The organism is Bacillus cereus group sp. Bce019 (assembly GCF_051781745.1).
GTDB lineage: Bacteria > Bacillota > Bacilli > Bacillales > Bacillaceae_G > Bacillus_A > Bacillus_A cereus.
The window spans coordinates 63,340-80,189 of the sequence record NZ_JBPWJX010000005.1 but is presented as its reverse complement, the minus strand read 5'-3'; the positions used below and the strand labels follow the sequence as shown (position 1 = coordinate 80,189).

Here is a 16,850-nt window from a genome sequence, read left to right as displayed (position 1 = left end):
CTTTACATAGACGAAGGAGATAGCCGTTTTCCTATTATTACGTATGTTACGAGTTAGTTTCAATTGCTTCTAATAATAAATCCACAATGTGAATTCCTCTCATTTTATGAGAAAGCCCTTCTCGCTCAATACCCAATTTCATTTGTAATAAACAACCTGGATTTGCAGTAACAATGGTTGCTGCTTCTGTTTCATGCACACGGTCCATTTTGTAATCTAGAAATTCCATTGATAACTCTGAATGAACAATATTGTAAATACCAGCAGAGCCACAGCAGCGGTCGGCATCTTTCATTTCTCGATATGTTGCACCTTGGATAGCCTCTAGTAACATACGAGGTTCAGAAGATGTGCGCATAACATTGCGTAAATGACAAGAGTCTTGATACGTAATAACTTGCGGCGTGAGTCGTAAGTCAGTTCGCTTATGGAAGTCTAGTTCTACTAGTATAGCAGTAATATCTTTAATTTTAGAAACAAACTGCTTAGCACGTTCAGCCCAATCCGGATCATCTTTTAAAAGATAATCATAGTCTACGAGATAAGCCCCGCAACCACCTGCATTCGTAATAATATAGTCGATGTTTAAATCTTCGAATGCTTTTATATTTCGCTTTGCTAATTCTTTTGCTCCACTCTTTTCACCAGCATGTCCATGCAATGCACCGCAGCAACTTTGTGTTTTTGGAATAACGATATCACAACCAGCTAATTGAAGAAGTTTCATCGTTGCGTTATTTGTTTCTAAAAACATCGTATCCATTAAGCAGCCTGTGAAGAATGCAACTTGTTTTTTCTTTGTACTTTCTGCAGGTAAAAATGAAGGACGATCTTTCATGGCTTTCATTTTAGGGACTTTTGGTAAAACGAGATCCATCGTTGCAAGTGTTTCAGGGAATAACTTCATAATCCCTGTTTTATGTGTTAGCGTTTGTAAACCAGAACGTTGATAAAATCCGATTAGTCCAGTTAATGTTCTCATTCGATTTTGATGGGGGAATAGTCCTTCAAAAACGACTTTTCGAACAGCTTTCACTGGCACTGAGAATTTTTTGTTTTGATTAATAATATCACGAGCTTCTTCTAATAAATGTCCATAATTTACACCAGATGGACAAACAGGTTCACAAGCACGGCAACCAAGACAAACGTTTAATGTATGTTCAACATCTTCATCTGGTTCGATTAAACCATCAACGACTGCTTTCATCAATGCGATACGTCCACGCGGTGAATGTGACTCTTTATATCCGGATTGAATGTAGGTAGGACAAGTAGGTAAACAAAAACCGCATCGCATACAGTTTAGTAATTCATCTTCACTTAATCGTGCTTTGAATTCTTTTTGAATATTTTCTTTATTTAATGTGGTCATCGCTCAACCACCACTCTTTTTCGAGTGTCTTTCGCGAACATTTTTCCAGGATTCATAATGTTATTTGGATCGAAAGCTTGCTTTATTCCTTGCATAGCTGCAATACCTTCTTTACCTAATTTCATTTCTAAATATGGAGCTTTCATTGCACCAACACCATGTTCACCAGTAATTGTGCCACCAAGTTCAATTGCTTTCGCAAATATTTCAGCAAAAGCTTGCTCAGCTCGGTGCATTTCTTCTGCATTACGAGCGTCTGTCATACAAGTTGGATGTAAATTACCATCACCAGCGTGTCCAAACGTACAAATAGGAATATTATATTTTTTTGCAATGGCATTAATAGCTTCAACCATCGGAGCGATTTGTGAACGTGGTACAGTCGCATCTTCTAATATTGTAGTAGGTTTTAATCGTGCGAGCGCTGATAGAGCACTACGGCGAGCGGTACGAAGCGCATCTGCTTCTGTTTCATCTTTTGCAATGCGAACATCAACTGCATTCATAGAGCGGCAAACGTTAGCCATTTTTTCAATATCTCGATTGACTACTTCGGGCGGACCGTCTTGTTCGATTAATAAAATTGCTTTTACATCTGTAGGTAAACCGATTTGTGCAAACTCTTCTACTACTTCAATTGTCGGTTGGTCTAAAAACTCCAGTGTTGCTGGAATGATTTTATTTGCAATAATAGAAGAAACAGCACGTGCAGCTTCATTAATATCTTCATATAATGCAAGCATTGTTTTCTTTGTTTCAGGCATAGGAACAAGTTTTAATATAGCTTCTGTTACCACGCCAAGTGTTCCTTCAGAACCGATAAATAACCGAGTTAAATCGTAACCAGCTACATCTTTTGCTAATTTACCACCAGTGCGAATAATATCACCATTTGGTAAGACAAGTTCAAGCCCCATTACATAATCACGTGTTACGCCATATTTCAAACCGCGTAATCCACCTGAGTTTTCATTAATATTACCGCCGATTGTAGAAATTTTCATCGAGCTTGGATCTGGTGGATAAAATAAACCTTTTTCTTCTACCGCTTTAATAATATCAAGTGTAATGACACCAGCTTGTACAGTAATTGTTAAGTTTTCTTCATCAATTTCTAAAATATTGTTCATATGGCGGAAAATAAGGACGATACCGCCTTCAAGTGGACATGTTCCTGCGCAAAGGTTTGTTCCAGACCCGCGCACATACACAGGAATTTTGTGAGTGTTACATATTTTTAACACTTCAGCTACTTCATTTGTATTACGAGGAGCAATGACTGCATCAGGCATTGCTTGGAAGTTTGGAGTAGCATCATAACTATAAGTTAAACGCCCCATATTGGATGTATCTACATTATCTTCGCCAACAATAGATACGAATGAATGAATAATTTGTTTTTCTAACATTGGAAATCCCCCTCAAACTGTTAACGTGTTTAGTTATAATAAACAACGTGGTAACAGTGCTTTCATTATAATGATAAAAAAGTCGAGGGATTCTTTCTATGTATAATCATCTAAAGATTAATCTATTTTATCGTTCTTTTTTATATGATTATCTAATAGGAGAAGTGCGAAGTATAAAACGTTTAAGTCTTTGAATTGTTTTGGATCAAGTCCTGTATGTTCTTCAATCTTTTTTAGCCTGTAATGTAATGTGTTAATGTGTATATGTAATTGTTTAGCCGTCTGTTTATAAGATTGGTTATAATCGATAAATAAGCGTAAAGTGTGCATAAGCTCAGGAAATGATAATAAGTTTTCGATGGTACGTTCTAGAAATTGTTCACGCGTTTCGGCAGAAATATCTTGTAAACACATTTCTAAACGTAAATCTTCATTAAATACAATTTTTTTCGTTTCCAATGATACAGAAAGAGCACGTAATGCTTGTTCGTAACATATGCTCATATTGTTTGAGGTGACTGTTTGTCCAATCCCTATATATAAAGGAATAGAAAATAAAGTTTCGCAGTCTTGTTTTAACCGTTTTAAAAATTGATAAGTTTGCTCTTTGGAGCTCATTGCTGTAAATAAAATAAAACGATCATTTCCCCAGCGAACAAATAGATGCTCTTTTGTTAAAATATTACGTATGTGTTGCCATATTTTACGCTGGAGCATCGTGTCATTTTTGCCAATAGAAAACAAAATAAGTTGTTTTTTCTTATATAAATCAATGCCAAGTGTTTTGGCGCGATCAAGAAAACTCGGGGACCACTCTGTATTTTGAAGCCAATCAAAGACAAAAGCTTCATAAGAACGGTGCTCAAGTTCTAGTTGCTCTAAAAAGTAGTTTTCATGAATTAATAATTCGGTCATCTTACGCAATATTTCTCCGTAGCGTGAAATATTTTCAGGTTCTCCTGTAATCCCAATGACACCAATTACTTCATCATGAAATAATAAAGGAAGATTCATCCCAGCCTTTACACCTTGCAATCGCCTTTCATCTTCTTTTGTAATGATGACGGTTTTCTTTTGTTTGGCGCAGCGGAGTGCACCTTCATGAAATTGACCAATTCTTTCTGTATCTGTACTTGCGATAATAACGCCTTCTATATTAATGATAATAATATTTTCTGTAATTAGTCTGCGTACTTCTCGTACAATTTTATTCGCTAAATCAGGAAATAGCATAATTGACACACCTCAAATTCTATTTGTTGTACATTATATATGTAAATTGAGTAAGAAAGGGAAATTTCACACTTTCCACACATTTATTTGTTATTTTACAATTATAACGAAATCATCCGAAGATGGAGGGAATCTTTTGAGAAAGTATGTTTTTCTTCTCTGTTTTTTATTTCTACTAGTAGGGTGTCAAGGAAGTTCATATACACCAATTGCTAAAGATAAAAATGTTATTATAACTACGAATATAAAAGAAGGCAGTATTAGTTTTATTGATAAAAAAGATAAAAAGTTAATTACGACATGGGAACTAAATGAGCCAATAGCCGGAATCACACTGCTTCCAAATGGCGATGAAATACTTGTATACGGTAAGCAATTAGAATATATGTATGTATATTCACTAGCGGAAGGAAGGCAAGTGGAAAAATATAAAACTGGAAAGGGCATTGTAAATGTGGTCGTATCAGCAGATAAAAAACAATTATTTGCTGCTGATCAAAATGTTCAAAAGGTAAGGTTCTTTACGATAAATGGGAAAGAGACAGGAAATGTTTCAACAGGAAAAGGGCCTATAACGATGGTAGAGTATCAGAATCGGTTATCTGTACTAAACTTTTATGATACGAAACTAACGACAATTGATACGAAGAAAAAAGAAGTTATTCAATCCTTTATGATTCCGCCAGCATCAACAGGAGCGACGATTAGTCCTGATGGGAAAGAAATATGGATTGGCGGACATGGTGATGGAAATCAAGTAAATGAGAAAGTGTTAGTGTATTCTTTACAGAGTGGAGAAATGGTGCGTTCTTTACACGCTCCATTTATGCCTGTGAATATAACGAGGGATAGTAAGTACGTATATGCACTCAGTCATGGGTCGAATACACTTAGAAAGTTTGATATTAGAACATATAAAGAAATAGCTTCTGTAGAAGTAGGGTCGAATCCATTTGCATTTTTTGAGAGCGGAGCAGAAGGGTATGTAGCCAGTTATGATAGTGATGAAGTGTGCGTTATAGATATGAAGAATTTGAAAATAAAACAAACAATTAAAGTCGGAAAAGGACCGTTTCAACTCATAGAGAGGGAAGGGAAGGACAATGAATAAATATAGAGTGCTAGTTGTAGATGATGAAAGTGATATGAGACAGCTTGTTGGAATGTATTTGGATAACTTTGGATATGAGTGGGGAGAAGCTGAGAATGGAAAAGAGGCTCTTAAAAAACTAGAAACGGATCATTATGATTTCGTTGTATTAGATATAATGATGCCAGAAATGGATGGACTTTCAGTTTGTAAAGAAATTAGAAAAACGTCAGATGTGCCGATTATATTTTTAACGGCAAAAGGTGAAGAGTGGAATAGGGTGAACGGCTTACGTATGGGAGCAGATGACTATATTGTAAAACCGTTTAGTCCTGGTGAATTGGTTGCCCGTATGGAAGCTGTGCTAAGAAGATATACAAAGCAAGAACAGCAAGAAGAGATTCAATTTGGACCAATTCTTATCAATGAAAAAAGTAGACGAATAGAGGCGGATGGTGAGTCGATTTCTCTTACTGTAAAAGAGTTTGATTTATTATATTTTCTTTGCCAACATACAGGACAAGTATTTAGCCGGGAGCAATTACTTGAAAAGGTATGGGGATATGATTATGCCGGAAGTACAAGAACGGTAGATACACATGTGAAAACGATGCGCTTGAAGCTTGGAGAAAGTGGAAACTACATTCAAACTGTTTGGGGTGTAGGCTATAAATTTGAGGTGTAACGTATGTTTACGATGGTACAAAAACTTTGGCTTACAGTAGTATTTGCAGTATGTGTAACAGTGTCCTTTCTTTATTTCGTATCTTTATACTCGTATGAAAAATTATACGTTGATAATTTAAAAGCTTCGTTAGTAATGGAAGGAAAAAGTCTTGCTGCTCAATATGATAAGCGTGAAGGAATATCAACTTTTGAAGAGAAAGTAAGATCGTTTGATCAAATATCTAGTTCAGACGTTATTTTCGTGTCTAATCCGCGTGATTTAAGCGCATGTTTGCCTTTTGATGTGCATCATCATTCTCTTATAAGTGAAGGAGATAGGCAAACGCTATTAGACGGGAAAACTGTGACGAAAATAGGATATGAAGAACATTTTGACCGTAATATTATGGGGGTTGTCATCCCTGTATTGGAAAATAAAAAATTAGTCGGAATTGTCTATTCGTATATTCCTTTAAAAAGTATAAAAGATTTAATCTATGATATGGGTCTTATTTTAGCACCGTTAGCAATTGCTATGATTTTAATTACGATATGGGTTGGAAGGAAAATTATAATTGCAATTACGAAGCCACTTTCGCAAATGGAGCGGGTTGCAAATCATTTGGCTACGGGAGATTTTTCGGAGCGGATTACAGTTTCTTCAGAGGATGAAATTGGACGATTAGGAAAAGCATTTAATAAAATGGCAAATTCATTAGAAACAGAAGATGTAAAGCGTAAGGAATTTTTAGCAAATGTTTCGCATGAACTTAGAACACCACTTAGTTATATAAAAGGGTATAGCGAGGCTATTTTAGATGGTGTTGCAAAGGGACCACAGCAGGAAAAAGTAACGCAGCTAATTCATAAAGAAGCAGGTCGTATGCAGCGTCTCGTTCATGACTTGTTAGACTTAGCACAATTAGAAGGTGAGCACTTTCCGTTAAAGAAGCAACCTATCGTTTTTTCACAGCTGATTGAAGACGTATTAGATACGTATGAGATTAAGTTTATAGAAAAGGAAATTCATATTTCAACCAATTTAAATCCAGAGGTCATTGTCATGATTGATGAGGATCGTATGCAACAAGTGCTTCATAATGTGTTAGATAATGCGATACGGTATACAAATCAAAAAGGAAATATCGTTATAACTTTAGAGCAAATCGATGATTACTGTGAATTAAAAATAAAAGATACAGGAATTGGTATTGATATAGAACATTTGGAGAATCTTGGAGAACGCTTTTACCGAGTTGATAAAGCGAGAAGTCGTCAACACGGTGGAACAGGTTTAGGCCTTGCTATTGTGAAACAAATTGTTCATATACATGGTGGACAGTGGAAAATTGAAAGTGAAAAAGATAAGGGAACAACGGTTATTATTAAACTGAATGTACAGGATGAGGGGAGCATGTTCTAATTTTTAGGACATGTTCTTTATATTGAAGAAAATATTTATCCCGCTATTCGCCGGGCAGTAAGACCTTCACCTCAAAATTCAACGGAAGCAAAGAAGTTAGGTGGAGGCCCTGCTGCCCGTAAAAGCCCGATTGGTGAGAGCTAATAATCAGTGGGCGATGAACAAAACCCCACTGATTAAAGTTTCACTTTACACGCAAAATATAAATTAATATATAATAAATATCGAAAATTTGACTATTTTATGAACAAAACATTTGTACTTCTTATCAATTCGGTCTAAAATAGTTATGATGCAAAGTTCTTATAAATCGTTTCAATTGTTGTTTGGAAGATACTGAGGTGATTTAACTGGAGTACAAATCTATTAAACCGAAAAAAATTTACGAAGAAGTATCTGAAGCTATTTTAACAATGATTAAAAATGGTACGTTAAAACCTGGTGACAAACTACTCCCTGTGCATCAATTAGCTGAGCAGTTTCAAGTTGGCAGATCTGCTGTTCGTGAAGCGCTAAGTGCGCTAAGAGCGATGGGCTTAATTGAGATGAAACAAGGAGAAGGTACATATGTGAAGAACTTCGATTCTTCTTCATTAACGAAATCATTAAACAATAGATTATTAATGAAGAAAGAAGATATTTTGAATTTATTAGAAGTACGAAAGGTGCTTGAAGTGGGGGCAGTTCGAGTAGCGGCGGCAAAACGTACGGAAGATAATTTACAAAATATGAAACATTGGTTAGATGAAATGGCAAAGAGCATTGGAGATGAAAAGGCTGGTGAAAAAGCCGATTTTCAATTTCATATGGGAATTGCAGAGTCTTCGCATAATAACATTTTGCTTGAACTCATGAATCATGTTTCAGAGATGATTGCTGAAACAATTGGTGAATCAAGACGCATTATTTTATATGGTGAACAAACGACATCAGAACGACTTATAGAAGAGCATCAAGTTATATATGATGCGGTGTTAAAACAAGATGTAGAATTAGCGCAGCAAGCAATGCTAGATCATTTAACAAATGTAGAACATATTGTCACAGGTAAAAACGATATAAATTCGTAATTTAATCTTTTAAAAATTTAATTTTCTGATAAAATAGAGAAAGATTAAGTAAGCGTTTTCTTTAGAAGAGGGAGAGGATAGGCCATGGTTGAGCCTATTTCTTCTCTACTAAGTCATCTGATGACCATATGTTTGTTGGTGAAGTTGTAAAAAGGGGGAGTAATAGTTATGAAAGTTACTTTATTTGTTACTTGTTTAGTCGATATGTTTGAAACAAATGTCGGCAAAGCAACAGTTGAAGTGTTGGAGCGTTTAGGTTGTGAAATTGAATTTCCAGAAGCACAAGTTTGTTGTGGGCAGCCTGCTTATAATAGCGGCCATGTAGAAGCAGCAAAAGAAGCGATGAAACATATGATTGAAACTTTCGAAGATGCAGAATATATTGTTACGCCATCTGGTTCTTGTGCGACAATGTTTCATGAGTATCCGCATGTTTTCAAAGATGATCCAAAGTGGGCTAAACGTGCACAAAAAGTTGCTGATAAAACTTATGAATTTACACAGTTTATTGTAGATGTTTTAAAAGTTACAGATGTTGGTGCAAGTTTACCAGGGATAGCTACTATTCATAAATCATGTCATATGACGCGTATGCTTGGAGTAAAAGAAGCACCAGGAATTTTATTATCAAATGTAAAAGGATTAACTGTGAGAGATTTGCCAAACGTGCAAAATTGTTGCGGGTTTGGGGGAACGTTTTCAGTTAAGATGACTCCAATTTCTGAGCAAATGGTAGACGAAAAAGTAGATAGTGTCATGGAAACAGGTACAGATTATTTAATCGGTGCAGATTGTGGGTGTTTGTTAAACATTGGCGGACGTATTGAGCGTTTAGGAAAAGAAGTAAAAGTAATGCATATTGCTGAGGTACTGAATAGTCGCTCATGAAGGGGGAACATAAGCTATGTCTATGAAAATCAGTGAGAAAAAATTTAATGATCGCGTTGGTGATGGAATTCAAGATTCGTTTATGCGCGGAGCAGTATCTTCTGCACAAACGCGTTTATATACGAATCGCTTAAAAGCTGCAGATGAATTAGGAAACTGGGAAGAGTGGCGTGAACTAGGTGAACAAATTCGTCAACATACGTTAGAAAATCTGGATTATTACTTAATGCAGTTAAGTGAAAATGTATCAAAAAGAGGCGGACACGTGTACTTTGCGAAGACGAAAGAGGAAGCTGCAAAGTATATTCAAGACGTTGCCAAAAAGAAACAAGCGAAAAAAGTAGTAAAATCAAAGTCGATGGTAACAGAAGAAATTAGTATGAACCATGCGCTTGAAGAGATTGGTTGTGAAGTGTTAGAGAGTGACTTAGGAGAGTATATTTTGCAAGTAGATAACGATCCACCTTCACATATTATTGCACCTGCACTTCATAAAAATAGAACGCAAATTCGCGATGTATTTAAAGAAAAGCTAGGCTATGAAAATTCTGATGACCCATATGAAATGACAAAGTTTGTTCGTAAACAACTTCGTGAGAAATTTATGGATGCAGAAATTGGTGTAACTGGTTGTAACTTTGCTGTTGCAAATACTGGATCTCTTTGTTTAGTAACGAATGAAGGTAATGCAGATCTTGTTATGTCAATTCCTAAAACACAAATTGCGGTAATGGGTATGGAACGTATGGTTCCTACAATGGAAGAATTAGATGTTTTAGTTGGTTTACTATGTCGTAGTGCAGTAGGTCAAAAGTTAACAAGTTATGTAACGGTAGCGGGACCAATTCAAGAAGAGGAAGTAGATGGCCCAGAAGAATTCCACTTAGTTGTGGTCGATAATGGTCGTTCTCAAATTCTTGGATCTGAATTCCGCCAAGTATTGCAATGTATTCGTTGTGCTGCTTGTGTTAACGTATGCCCTGTATATCGTCATGTTGGTGGACATTCATATGGTTCTATATACTCAGGACCGATTGGTGCGGTATTAACACCACTTTTAGGTGGATATGATGATTACAAAGAGCTTCCTTATGCCTCTAGTTTATGCGGAGCATGTACAGAAGCTTGTCCAGTAAAAATTCCATTGCATGATTTATTATTAAAACATCGTCAAGTTATCGTTGAGCAAGAAGGACGTGCTCCACTTGCAGAAAAATTAGCAATGAAAATGTTTAGTATGGGTGCATCTTCAGCAGCTTTATATAAAATGGGATCAAAAATGGCGCCAGCAGCAATGAGTCCATTTACATCTGGTAACCGTGTATCAAAAGGTGTTGGGCCACTTAAAAACTGGACAGATATTCGTGAATTCCCAGCTCCAAGTAAAGAACGATTCCGTGATTGGTATAAAGATCATAAGAAAGGCGGGGACAAATAATGACAGGATTAATTCAAAACCGTGATGCCTTTCTAGATAACATTGCAAAAGAACTTGGGCGCGCGCGTAAAACAGAAGGTGTAGAGCGTCCAGTATGGAAAAGTAATGTGAATATAGAAACGTTAAAAGATTATTCACAAGAAGAATTACTAGAAGTGTTTAAAAAGCAATGTACAAACATTCATACAACTGTAGTAGAAACGACAAATGACAGTTTAGGTGAAGACCTTCAAAAAGTAATTATGGAAAACGGCGGGGGACCTATTTTATTATCAGCAGATGAGCGTTTTGATGCATATGGTTTAACATCTTTATTTAAAGAAGAACTTCCAAAGCTAGACGTTGAAGTGAACGTATGGGATCCAGAGAGAAAAGACGAAAATATGCGTTTAGCTGAAAAAGCGAATATTGGTATTGCATTTAGTGATTATACATTAGCTGAATCTGGTACAATTGTTGTACAAAGTCATAAAGGGCAAGGACGTTCTTTACACTTTTTACCGACTGTATATTTTGCTATTATTCCACGTGAAACACTTGTGCCTCGTATTACACAAGCAGTTCAGGATATGAACTCACGCGTAGAAAATGGGGAGACAGCGGCATCTTGTATTAACTTTATTACAGGGCCAAGTAACTCGGCTGACATTGAGATGAATCTTGTTGTCGGAGTACATGGACCATTAAAAGCAGTATATTTCATCGTATAAAAGAGGGGAAAGCAGGCCGGAAAATGGCCTGCTTTTTTAGTAGAATAAAGGATAATATGAAGTAGAAGTTCTCTCCTTTTTTTGCTATGTTTTTTTGGAAAGGAGAGGAAGGGATGTTCACTTATTTATATGCACTGTTAGCAGGGATGGTGTTTGGTTCTTTTTTTATGCTAGTTGCAATAAGGGTTCCATTAGGTGCGTCTATCATTACCCCGCGTTCACATTGTTATTATTGCAAATATGTACTAAGGCCAAAAGAACTAATCCCCATCATTTCATTTTATATACAAAGAGGCTGTTGTACGAATTGTAAGAGGAAAATTCCAATTATGTATGTAGCATTTGAATGTATAACAGGAAGTATATTTCTTCTTACCGTGTATATGATTGGAATAGAACGAGAACTTATTATCATTTTATCCCTTTTTTCGCTACTTCTTATTATTTCGGTTACAGATTACTTATATATGTTAATTCCTGATTGTATTTTAATTTCGTTTGCCGTTTTACTCATTCTTGAAAGTGTTTTTGTACAATTAGTTACTTGGACAGATAGTATAGTTGGTAGTGGTGTTATATTCCTTTTGTTATATTGCATGCAAAAGATATATCCAGAAGGGCTTGGCGGAGGAGATGTAAAACTACTTTCGTTACTTGGTTTCATAGTAGGAGTGAAGGGAGTTTTTATCGTTTTATTTTTAGCATCTTGTTTTAGTCTTTGTTTTTTTGGGATTGGTATCGGATTAAAACGTATAGAAGTACGAAAGCCAATTCCATTTGGTCCTTTTATTAGTCTTGGGGCAATGTGTTATGTATTAGCCGTTTATTCAAATTAGAGAGGGAATCGAAAATGAACGTATATATGGATGATCAAAGAAGTTGCCCGTTCGGGTATGTGCCCGCAACTACAGTAGAATGTGCCTTGCAAATGGTTCGGGATTATGATGTGAATATTCTTTCCCTTGATTATAATATGGGCTGGGGAGCAAAAAATGGACTAGATTTTGTAGAAGCTTTTTGTACAGAGGGATTATATGTAAATGAAATTCACCTTCATACGAATGATGTCATCGGTATGCATAAGATGAAACAGAGAATGGATAAGGGAAAGGAAGAGGGAGAAATTAATCCTCACCTTGTAGTTAAATACGTGGGAAGCTAAAAACTCCAAAGTAAAATTTTGGAGTTTTTAATGTTTCATATGTGCTTGTAAAGGAATAATCTCTTCTTGTTGAGCTGTTGGGATTTCAGTTTTTTCCTGTTGAACGTCAGGTGTTTTCTTTGTTAAGTAGTGGTATACCATACCGACAAATACTGATCCACCAATAATGTTACCGATTGTAACAGGAATTAAGTTATGAATAGCACCTGAAAAAGAAATTGTCTCAGGATGCGGTGAAACTAAAGATAAAGCAAAGAGTGATAAGTTTGCAATACTATGTTCGTAACCAGATAAGAAGAATGTGAAAACAAGTAGCATCATGACCATTATTTTTGCTGTGTCACCTTTAACCTGAGAAGGTAAGAAACAAGCAAGACATACGAGCCAGTTACATAAAATAGCTTTAAAGAATAACTGCATCGTAGGTGTGTTCATCTTTCCTTCAACGACTTTACTCATTAAGTGACCGTGATCAATTGCTTCGAAAATTCCAGTTGCGTAAAATAGTAAGGCAAAGAATAACGCGCCGGCTAAGTTACCTGCATAACAAGCAACCCAGTTACGAAGTGTATCAGAAATCGTTGTTTCTTTTCTTAAAGTTGCTACAGTAAAGTACATTGTGTTTCCAGTAAACAATTCAGCACCGCCATATATAATAAGTACGAGAGCAATCCCGAAAAACATAGAAGCAGCTAAATACGTTGCTGGTGAATCTGCAATGTGAAAAAAGTTACCTAATTTAAAACATAGTACAATAATAAAACCGATATAAATACCCGCAAGTGCAGCACGAATGAAATATTGCATTGGGTTTGTATCTAGTATTTTCTTTTTGTTTTTAGCCAGTTTGACAACATAATCTAGTCCTTGTTCTAGCATGAGTAATACGCTCCTTTAGTAAATCTTCTATAAATACTTCTTATATGAATAAAGTACATGGAATTGTTCTCACTTTCAATAAGTTTGTGCAATGTTTCACAAAAAGGACATACATGCATTGAGAAAACGTTTACAAAAGGTAGTATAATGGAATTTTTTCTGGACATTGAGAGGAAGAACGGAAAAAGAAAAAGCGCTGTAATTACAGCGCTTTTTCGTCTAAATTCTTTTCTACTTTTACTTCTACTTCTTTTGAGAAGAACCAACCACCAACTGCGATTCCGACTAATACAATCCAGAATGTAAGCTTCCACGGAGTGGATTCTGGGAATGAATGTGGTATTACATTTAATGCAGGGTGTGCTAATGTATAAACTGCTAGCTTCACACCAACCCAACCTACAATTAAGAATGCTGCAGTTTCAAGTCCTGGTTTACGTTTTAAAATCTGTACGAAAGCAGTTGCTGCAAATCGCATAATGATTAATCCGATAAGTCCACCTACAAAGATAACAACGAATTGCCCAGTATCAAGACTACCAATTGTACCTAATCCTGTTTTTGGTAAAGTCATTGCTAGTGCAACAGCAGCTAAAATTGAATCAACTGCGAAGGCGATATCAGCGACCTCAACTTTAAATACAGTCCACCAAAAGTTCTCTTGTTTTTTCTTTGCTTCTTTTTCTTCTGTTTCTTCATCTGTATTCTTTTTAACATATGTTTTAAATAAGTGATTACCAGCGATAAACATAAGGTAGATGGCACCGATTGCTTGCACTTGCCATACATCGACTAAGAACGAAATCATAAATAACGATCCAAATCGGAAAACAAATGCCCCCGCTAATCCATAAAATAGTGCTTTCTTTCGTTTTTCTTCTGGTAAATGTTTTACCATAATTGCAAGAACAAGAGCGTTATCAGCCGCTAAAATCCCTTCAAGTGCAATTAGGATGAGTAATACCCAACCATACTCCAATAATAATGATACATCCATGTACATTCTCCTCTCATTTCTATAAGTTCTAAATAAGTGAAGAATTTCCCCACTATTTAGTTTCCCCATACTCCTGCCTATTAACTTTGGAAGAATCTGGAACTGAATACAAAAAAGACCTCTGCCGTTAATAGGCAAAGGTCTTGCTAGACATATGTAATAAAAAATGCCAACAAAGCCGGAAGAACTAAGTTCTACGTAATGACGACTTTGTTTCCAAGAAATATTCTTGGACGCTACTCCCCTTTGGAGATATGTTATTGTATTCTCATTATATGGATAATTTATACGGTTGTCAACCTGTTAAAATATCTTCATTCGGATATTTTATTTTCTGGTTCTTTTTACGAGCAAATGAAAAAGCCAATGTTAAAGGACCCATTTTCCCAAAAAACATCATAAAGATAATAATAGCTTTTCCGATTATAGTTAAGTGGGGTGTTAAATTCATACTGAGGCCAACAGTCCCAAATGCTGAAAATACTTCGAAAGCACTCATCAATAGAGGAACTCGCTCAGTAATACTCAAAATTAAAATAGCAAAAAAGATAAATGAAATGGAAATAATAGTAATGGTTAATGATTTGACAATGAGAGTATCTTTAATGGATTTTTTAAATACGACAATATCCTCTTGTTGTTGTAAAAATTTAAATACGCCAAAAAATATGATTAAAAATGTTGTTAACTTAATCCCACCACCAGTTGAAGCGCTACCAGCACCAATAAACATAAGGAGCATCATTAATAGGAGGGAAGGTTTTGACAATGTAGAAATATCAACTGTATTAAACCCGGCAGTTCGCGTTGAAATTGCTTGAAAATAAGAGCCCAATCCTTCTTCAAATGGGGTAAAACCTCTCATAGAAAGGGAGTTATGGAACTCGAATATAAAAATAAAAAGGGTAGCAATAATGTTGACGATTAGAGTAGAAGAGAGCATAAGTTTTGAATGTAGTGTAAGGTTTTTAAAGTTTTTCTTTCTTTTTATGTCTACGATTACTGTAAAACCAATTCCACCTAAAATGATGAGAGAGGAAATGACGAGATTGACAAGAATACTATGAGAATGGGACATTAAATTATCGCTCCACACAGAAAAGCCAGCATTGTTAAAGGCTGAGATTGAATGGAAAAAACTATAATAGATCCCTTTCGTAACCCCGTATTTTGGTACCCATTCAAAAGAAAGAATTATAGTAGCGATACATTCGACTGTAAAAGAGAATAAAAATAATGCTTTGGCAAGACGGATGACGCCGCCGATATTCGTTTGGTTTAATGCTTGTTGCAGTAAAATCCGATTTTGAAGACCAATTTTTCTTCCAAGCATAATCGCAATTAAGACAGCAAAGCTCATAATGCCCAGTCCGCCTACTTGTATAAGTGTTAAAATGACACATTGGCCAAATAAGGTAAATACTTTCCCAGTGTCTACCACACCAAGCCCTGTAACCGTACAAGCAGAAACGGTTGTAAATAAAGCATCTAGCCATGAGATAGACGTTGTTGTAGCAATTGGCAACTTTAATAAGCATGTACCGATAAGTGATAACATAATAAAAGCCAATGTAAGAACACGGGGAGGACTCATGCGAATATTAATCCGTTTCATGTTACGTATCGTTCCTTTCAATTTGCTTTTACTAGTATGTGAAAAAGTACGATTATGTATGTTAAAAATAGAAAGAGGCAGAGAATATCTGCCCCTAAGCCATATGTTATATTATTATCCACGTAGTTGTTGTTGAGCTAAAGCAACAAGACGTTTTGTTACTTCACCGCCAACTGAACCGTTAGAACGAGATGCTGTATTAGATCCTAAGCTTACACCAAATTCTTGTGCAATTTCATATTTAAATTGTTCAAGCGCTTGTTCTGCACCTGGAACTAATAATTTGTTTGTTTTTACCATGTTGATACACATCCTTATGAGTAGTCCAGTTCAGCTAAGTTCTTATCTAAACTGGTAACGTTATTTTATGTGGAAACGACGTACTCATACGCGGAAGTAATCGGTGCGATTAGAAGTTCTTGGATAGAAAAAAGAGTAGCAAATTTGCTACTCTTTTTTTAGTATTGTCGCTGTTCCTTCCACGACAATATCATCTGATTGATTATATATGTTTGTTTGCAACGTAATGATTTTTTTATCGTCACGCTTCTTAATAACCTCTGCCACAACGCGAAGTGTATCACCGATTTTGACAGGGGCACGGAATGAAACATTTTGGGATAAATAAATCGTATTTTTGCCTGGGAGTTTCGTTCCAAGGATGGTAGAAATAAAACTCGAAACGAGCATTCCGTGAGCAATACGTTCTTTAAACATTGTCGTTTTTGCAAAAGAATCTAAAATGTGAATAGGATTCACATCTCCAGTCAATTTTGCAAAATTGATAACATCTTCATCTGTAATTGTTTTTGTAAGGGATGCTTGATCACCGACTTGAATCTCATCATAGCGAAGCTCCGGAACAGTTTGTGCTTCTTGAAATGGATTCATTTTG

At 35.9% G+C, this 16,850-nt stretch carries 17 protein-coding genes and 1 riboswitch; of the genes, 9 read left to right on the top strand and 8 right to left on the bottom strand.

Annotated features, from left to right (window positions below; translation table 11 throughout):
- Nucleotides 1–46: 46 nt before the first annotated feature.
- From ACS2QP_RS10480 to ACS2QP_RS10470, 3 genes are all read right to left on the bottom strand, one after another.
- A complete protein-coding gene (locus tag ACS2QP_RS10480; protein WP_061456934.1) occupies nucleotides 47–1,375 on the bottom strand; it encodes a (Fe-S)-binding protein in 1,329 nt (442 codons plus the stop codon).
- Nucleotides 1,372–2,784: a glycolate oxidase subunit GlcD gene (glcD, locus tag ACS2QP_RS10475; protein ID WP_438882403.1), complete on the bottom strand. Its 1,413-nt coding sequence runs from the start codon at nucleotides 2,782–2,784 to the stop codon at nucleotides 1,372–1,374. Before glcD ends, ACS2QP_RS10480 begins: the two co-directional genes overlap by 4 nt.
- A 117-nt stretch (nucleotides 2,785–2,901) precedes the next feature.
- Nucleotides 2,902–4,017, bottom strand: coding sequence for a CdaR family transcriptional regulator (locus ACS2QP_RS10470; protein ID WP_089149015.1), 1,116 nt, complete (start codon nucleotides 4,015–4,017; stop codon nucleotides 2,902–2,904).
- A gap of 136 nt (nucleotides 4,018–4,153) precedes the next feature.
- Here ACS2QP_RS10470 and ACS2QP_RS10465 point away from each other — a divergent pair, with 136 nt between their 5' ends.
- The 9 genes from ACS2QP_RS10465 to ACS2QP_RS10425 all read left to right on the top strand — a co-directional run bounded on the left by ACS2QP_RS10465 (nucleotide 4,154) and on the right by ACS2QP_RS10425 (nucleotide 12,464).
- Nucleotides 4,154–5,128 carry a YncE family protein gene (locus ACS2QP_RS10465; RefSeq protein ID WP_098584342.1) on the top strand — a complete coding sequence of 325 codons (975 nt, stop codon included), beginning with the start codon at nucleotides 4,154–4,156 and terminating at the stop codon, nucleotides 5,126–5,128.
- Nucleotides 5,121–5,792 (top strand): response regulator transcription factor, encoded by a 672-nt coding sequence (locus tag ACS2QP_RS10460; protein ID WP_001046397.1) that lies wholly within the window; start codon nucleotides 5,121–5,123, stop codon nucleotides 5,790–5,792. The genes ACS2QP_RS10465 and ACS2QP_RS10460 overlap by 8 nt, the downstream gene beginning before the upstream one ends.
- A gap of 3 nt (nucleotides 5,793–5,795) precedes the next feature.
- The gene (locus tag ACS2QP_RS10455; RefSeq protein ID WP_098584343.1) at nucleotides 5,796–7,196 is read left to right on the top strand and encodes a sensor histidine kinase; all 1,401 of its coding nucleotides are present in this window, start codon (nucleotides 5,796–5,798) and stop codon (nucleotides 7,194–7,196) included.
- 380 nt (nucleotides 7,197–7,576) lie between these two features.
- Nucleotides 7,577–8,266, top strand: a complete 690-nt coding sequence (locus ACS2QP_RS10450) for a FadR/GntR family transcriptional regulator (RefSeq protein ID WP_254904515.1) — start codon at nucleotides 7,577–7,579, stop codon at nucleotides 8,264–8,266.
- Nucleotides 8,267–8,434: 168 nt separating this feature from the next.
- A complete protein-coding gene (locus ACS2QP_RS10445) occupies nucleotides 8,435–9,154 on the top strand; it encodes a (Fe-S)-binding protein (protein WP_438882402.1) in 720 nt (239 codons plus the stop codon).
- Nucleotides 9,155–9,170: 16 nt separating this feature from the next.
- Nucleotides 9,171–10,592 (top strand): LutB/LldF family L-lactate oxidation iron-sulfur protein, encoded by a 1,422-nt coding sequence (locus tag ACS2QP_RS10440; RefSeq protein ID WP_000061927.1) that lies wholly within the window; start codon nucleotides 9,171–9,173, stop codon nucleotides 10,590–10,592.
- Nucleotides 10,592–11,302: a LutC/YkgG family protein gene (locus ACS2QP_RS10435; protein WP_017673691.1), complete on the top strand. Its 711-nt coding sequence runs from the start codon at nucleotides 10,592–10,594 to the stop codon at nucleotides 11,300–11,302. Before ACS2QP_RS10440 ends, ACS2QP_RS10435 begins: the two co-directional genes overlap by 1 nt.
- A 113-nt stretch (nucleotides 11,303–11,415) precedes the next feature.
- The gene (locus ACS2QP_RS10430) at nucleotides 11,416–12,138 is read left to right on the top strand and encodes a prepilin peptidase (RefSeq protein ID WP_416809738.1); all 723 of its coding nucleotides are present in this window, start codon (nucleotides 11,416–11,418) and stop codon (nucleotides 12,136–12,138) included.
- 14 nt (nucleotides 12,139–12,152) lie between these two features.
- A complete protein-coding gene (locus ACS2QP_RS10425) occupies nucleotides 12,153–12,464 on the top strand; it encodes a cyclic-phosphate processing receiver domain-containing protein (protein WP_001103764.1) in 312 nt (103 codons plus the stop codon).
- Nucleotides 12,465–12,491: 27 nt separating this feature from the next.
- Here the strand turns inward: ACS2QP_RS10425 and ACS2QP_RS10420 are convergent, their stop codons facing one another.
- The 5 genes from ACS2QP_RS10420 to ACS2QP_RS10400 all read right to left on the bottom strand — a co-directional run bounded on the left by ACS2QP_RS10420 (nucleotide 12,492) and on the right by ACS2QP_RS10400 (nucleotide 16,846).
- Nucleotides 12,492–13,343, bottom strand: coding sequence for a formate/nitrite transporter family protein (locus tag ACS2QP_RS10420; RefSeq protein WP_000893023.1), 852 nt, complete (start codon nucleotides 13,341–13,343; stop codon nucleotides 12,492–12,494).
- Between the two features lie 202 nt (nucleotides 13,344–13,545).
- Entirely contained in the window at nucleotides 13,546–14,340 is a 795-nt protein-coding gene (locus ACS2QP_RS10415) for a TerC family protein (protein WP_000383326.1), read from the bottom strand.
- A 90-nt stretch (nucleotides 14,341–14,430) separates the two neighbouring features.
- Nucleotides 14,431–14,597: riboswitch (yybP-ykoY riboswitch) on the bottom strand.
- Between the two features lie 38 nt (nucleotides 14,598–14,635).
- Nucleotides 14,636–15,955, bottom strand: coding sequence for a TrkH family potassium uptake protein (locus tag ACS2QP_RS10410; protein ID WP_438882401.1), 1,320 nt, complete (start codon nucleotides 15,953–15,955; stop codon nucleotides 14,636–14,638).
- A 114-nt stretch (nucleotides 15,956–16,069) separates the two neighbouring features.
- The gene (locus tag ACS2QP_RS10405; RefSeq protein ID WP_000241212.1) at nucleotides 16,070–16,255 is read right to left on the bottom strand and encodes an alpha/beta-type small acid-soluble spore protein; all 186 of its coding nucleotides are present in this window, start codon (nucleotides 16,253–16,255) and stop codon (nucleotides 16,070–16,072) included.
- Between the two features lie 147 nt (nucleotides 16,256–16,402).
- Nucleotides 16,403–16,846: a MaoC family dehydratase gene (locus tag ACS2QP_RS10400; protein ID WP_001067916.1), complete on the bottom strand. Its 444-nt coding sequence runs from the start codon at nucleotides 16,844–16,846 to the stop codon at nucleotides 16,403–16,405.
- Nucleotides 16,847–16,850 lie beyond the last annotated feature (4 nt).

Excerpts from the sequence above, each read along its gene's own strand:
- ACS2QP_RS10480 (WP_061456934.1), bottom strand. The coding sequence starts at position 1,375 with ATGACCACATTAAATAAAGAAAATATTCAAAAAGAATTCAAAGCACGA.
- glcD (WP_438882403.1), bottom strand. The coding sequence starts at position 2,784 with ATGTTAGAAAAACAAATTATTCATTCATTCGTATCTATTGTTGGCGAA.
- ACS2QP_RS10470 (WP_089149015.1), bottom strand. The coding sequence starts at position 4,017 with ATGCTATTTCCTGATTTAGCGAATAAAATTGTACGAGAAGTACGCAGA.
- ACS2QP_RS10460 (WP_001046397.1), top strand. The coding sequence starts at position 5,121 with ATGAATAAATATAGAGTGCTAGTTGTAGATGATGAAAGTGATATGAGA.
- ACS2QP_RS10455 (WP_098584343.1), top strand. The coding sequence starts at position 5,796 with ATGTTTACGATGGTACAAAAACTTTGGCTTACAGTAGTATTTGCAGTA.
- ACS2QP_RS10445 (WP_438882402.1), top strand. The coding sequence starts at position 8,435 with ATGAAAGTTACTTTATTTGTTACTTGTTTAGTCGATATGTTTGAAACA.
- ACS2QP_RS10440 (WP_000061927.1), top strand. The coding sequence starts at position 9,171 with ATGTCTATGAAAATCAGTGAGAAAAAATTTAATGATCGCGTTGGTGAT.
- ACS2QP_RS10435 (WP_017673691.1), top strand. The coding sequence starts at position 10,592 with ATGACAGGATTAATTCAAAACCGTGATGCCTTTCTAGATAACATTGCA.
- ACS2QP_RS10430 (WP_416809738.1), top strand. The coding sequence starts at position 11,416 with ATGTTCACTTATTTATATGCACTGTTAGCAGGGATGGTGTTTGGTTCT.
- ACS2QP_RS10425 (WP_001103764.1), top strand. The coding sequence starts at position 12,153 with ATGAACGTATATATGGATGATCAAAGAAGTTGCCCGTTCGGGTATGTG.
- ACS2QP_RS10420 (WP_000893023.1), bottom strand. The coding sequence starts at position 13,343 with ATGCTAGAACAAGGACTAGATTATGTTGTCAAACTGGCTAAAAACAAA.
- ACS2QP_RS10415 (WP_000383326.1), bottom strand. The coding sequence starts at position 14,340 with ATGGATGTATCATTATTATTGGAGTATGGTTGGGTATTACTCATCCTA.
- ACS2QP_RS10410 (WP_438882401.1), bottom strand. The coding sequence starts at position 15,955 with ATGAAACGGATTAATATTCGCATGAGTCCTCCCCGTGTTCTTACATTG.
- ACS2QP_RS10405 (WP_000241212.1), bottom strand. The coding sequence starts at position 16,255 with ATGGTAAAAACAAACAAATTATTAGTTCCAGGTGCAGAACAAGCGCTT.
- ACS2QP_RS10400 (WP_001067916.1), bottom strand. The coding sequence starts at position 16,846 with ATGAATCCATTTCAAGAAGCACAAACTGTTCCGGAGCTTCGCTATGAT.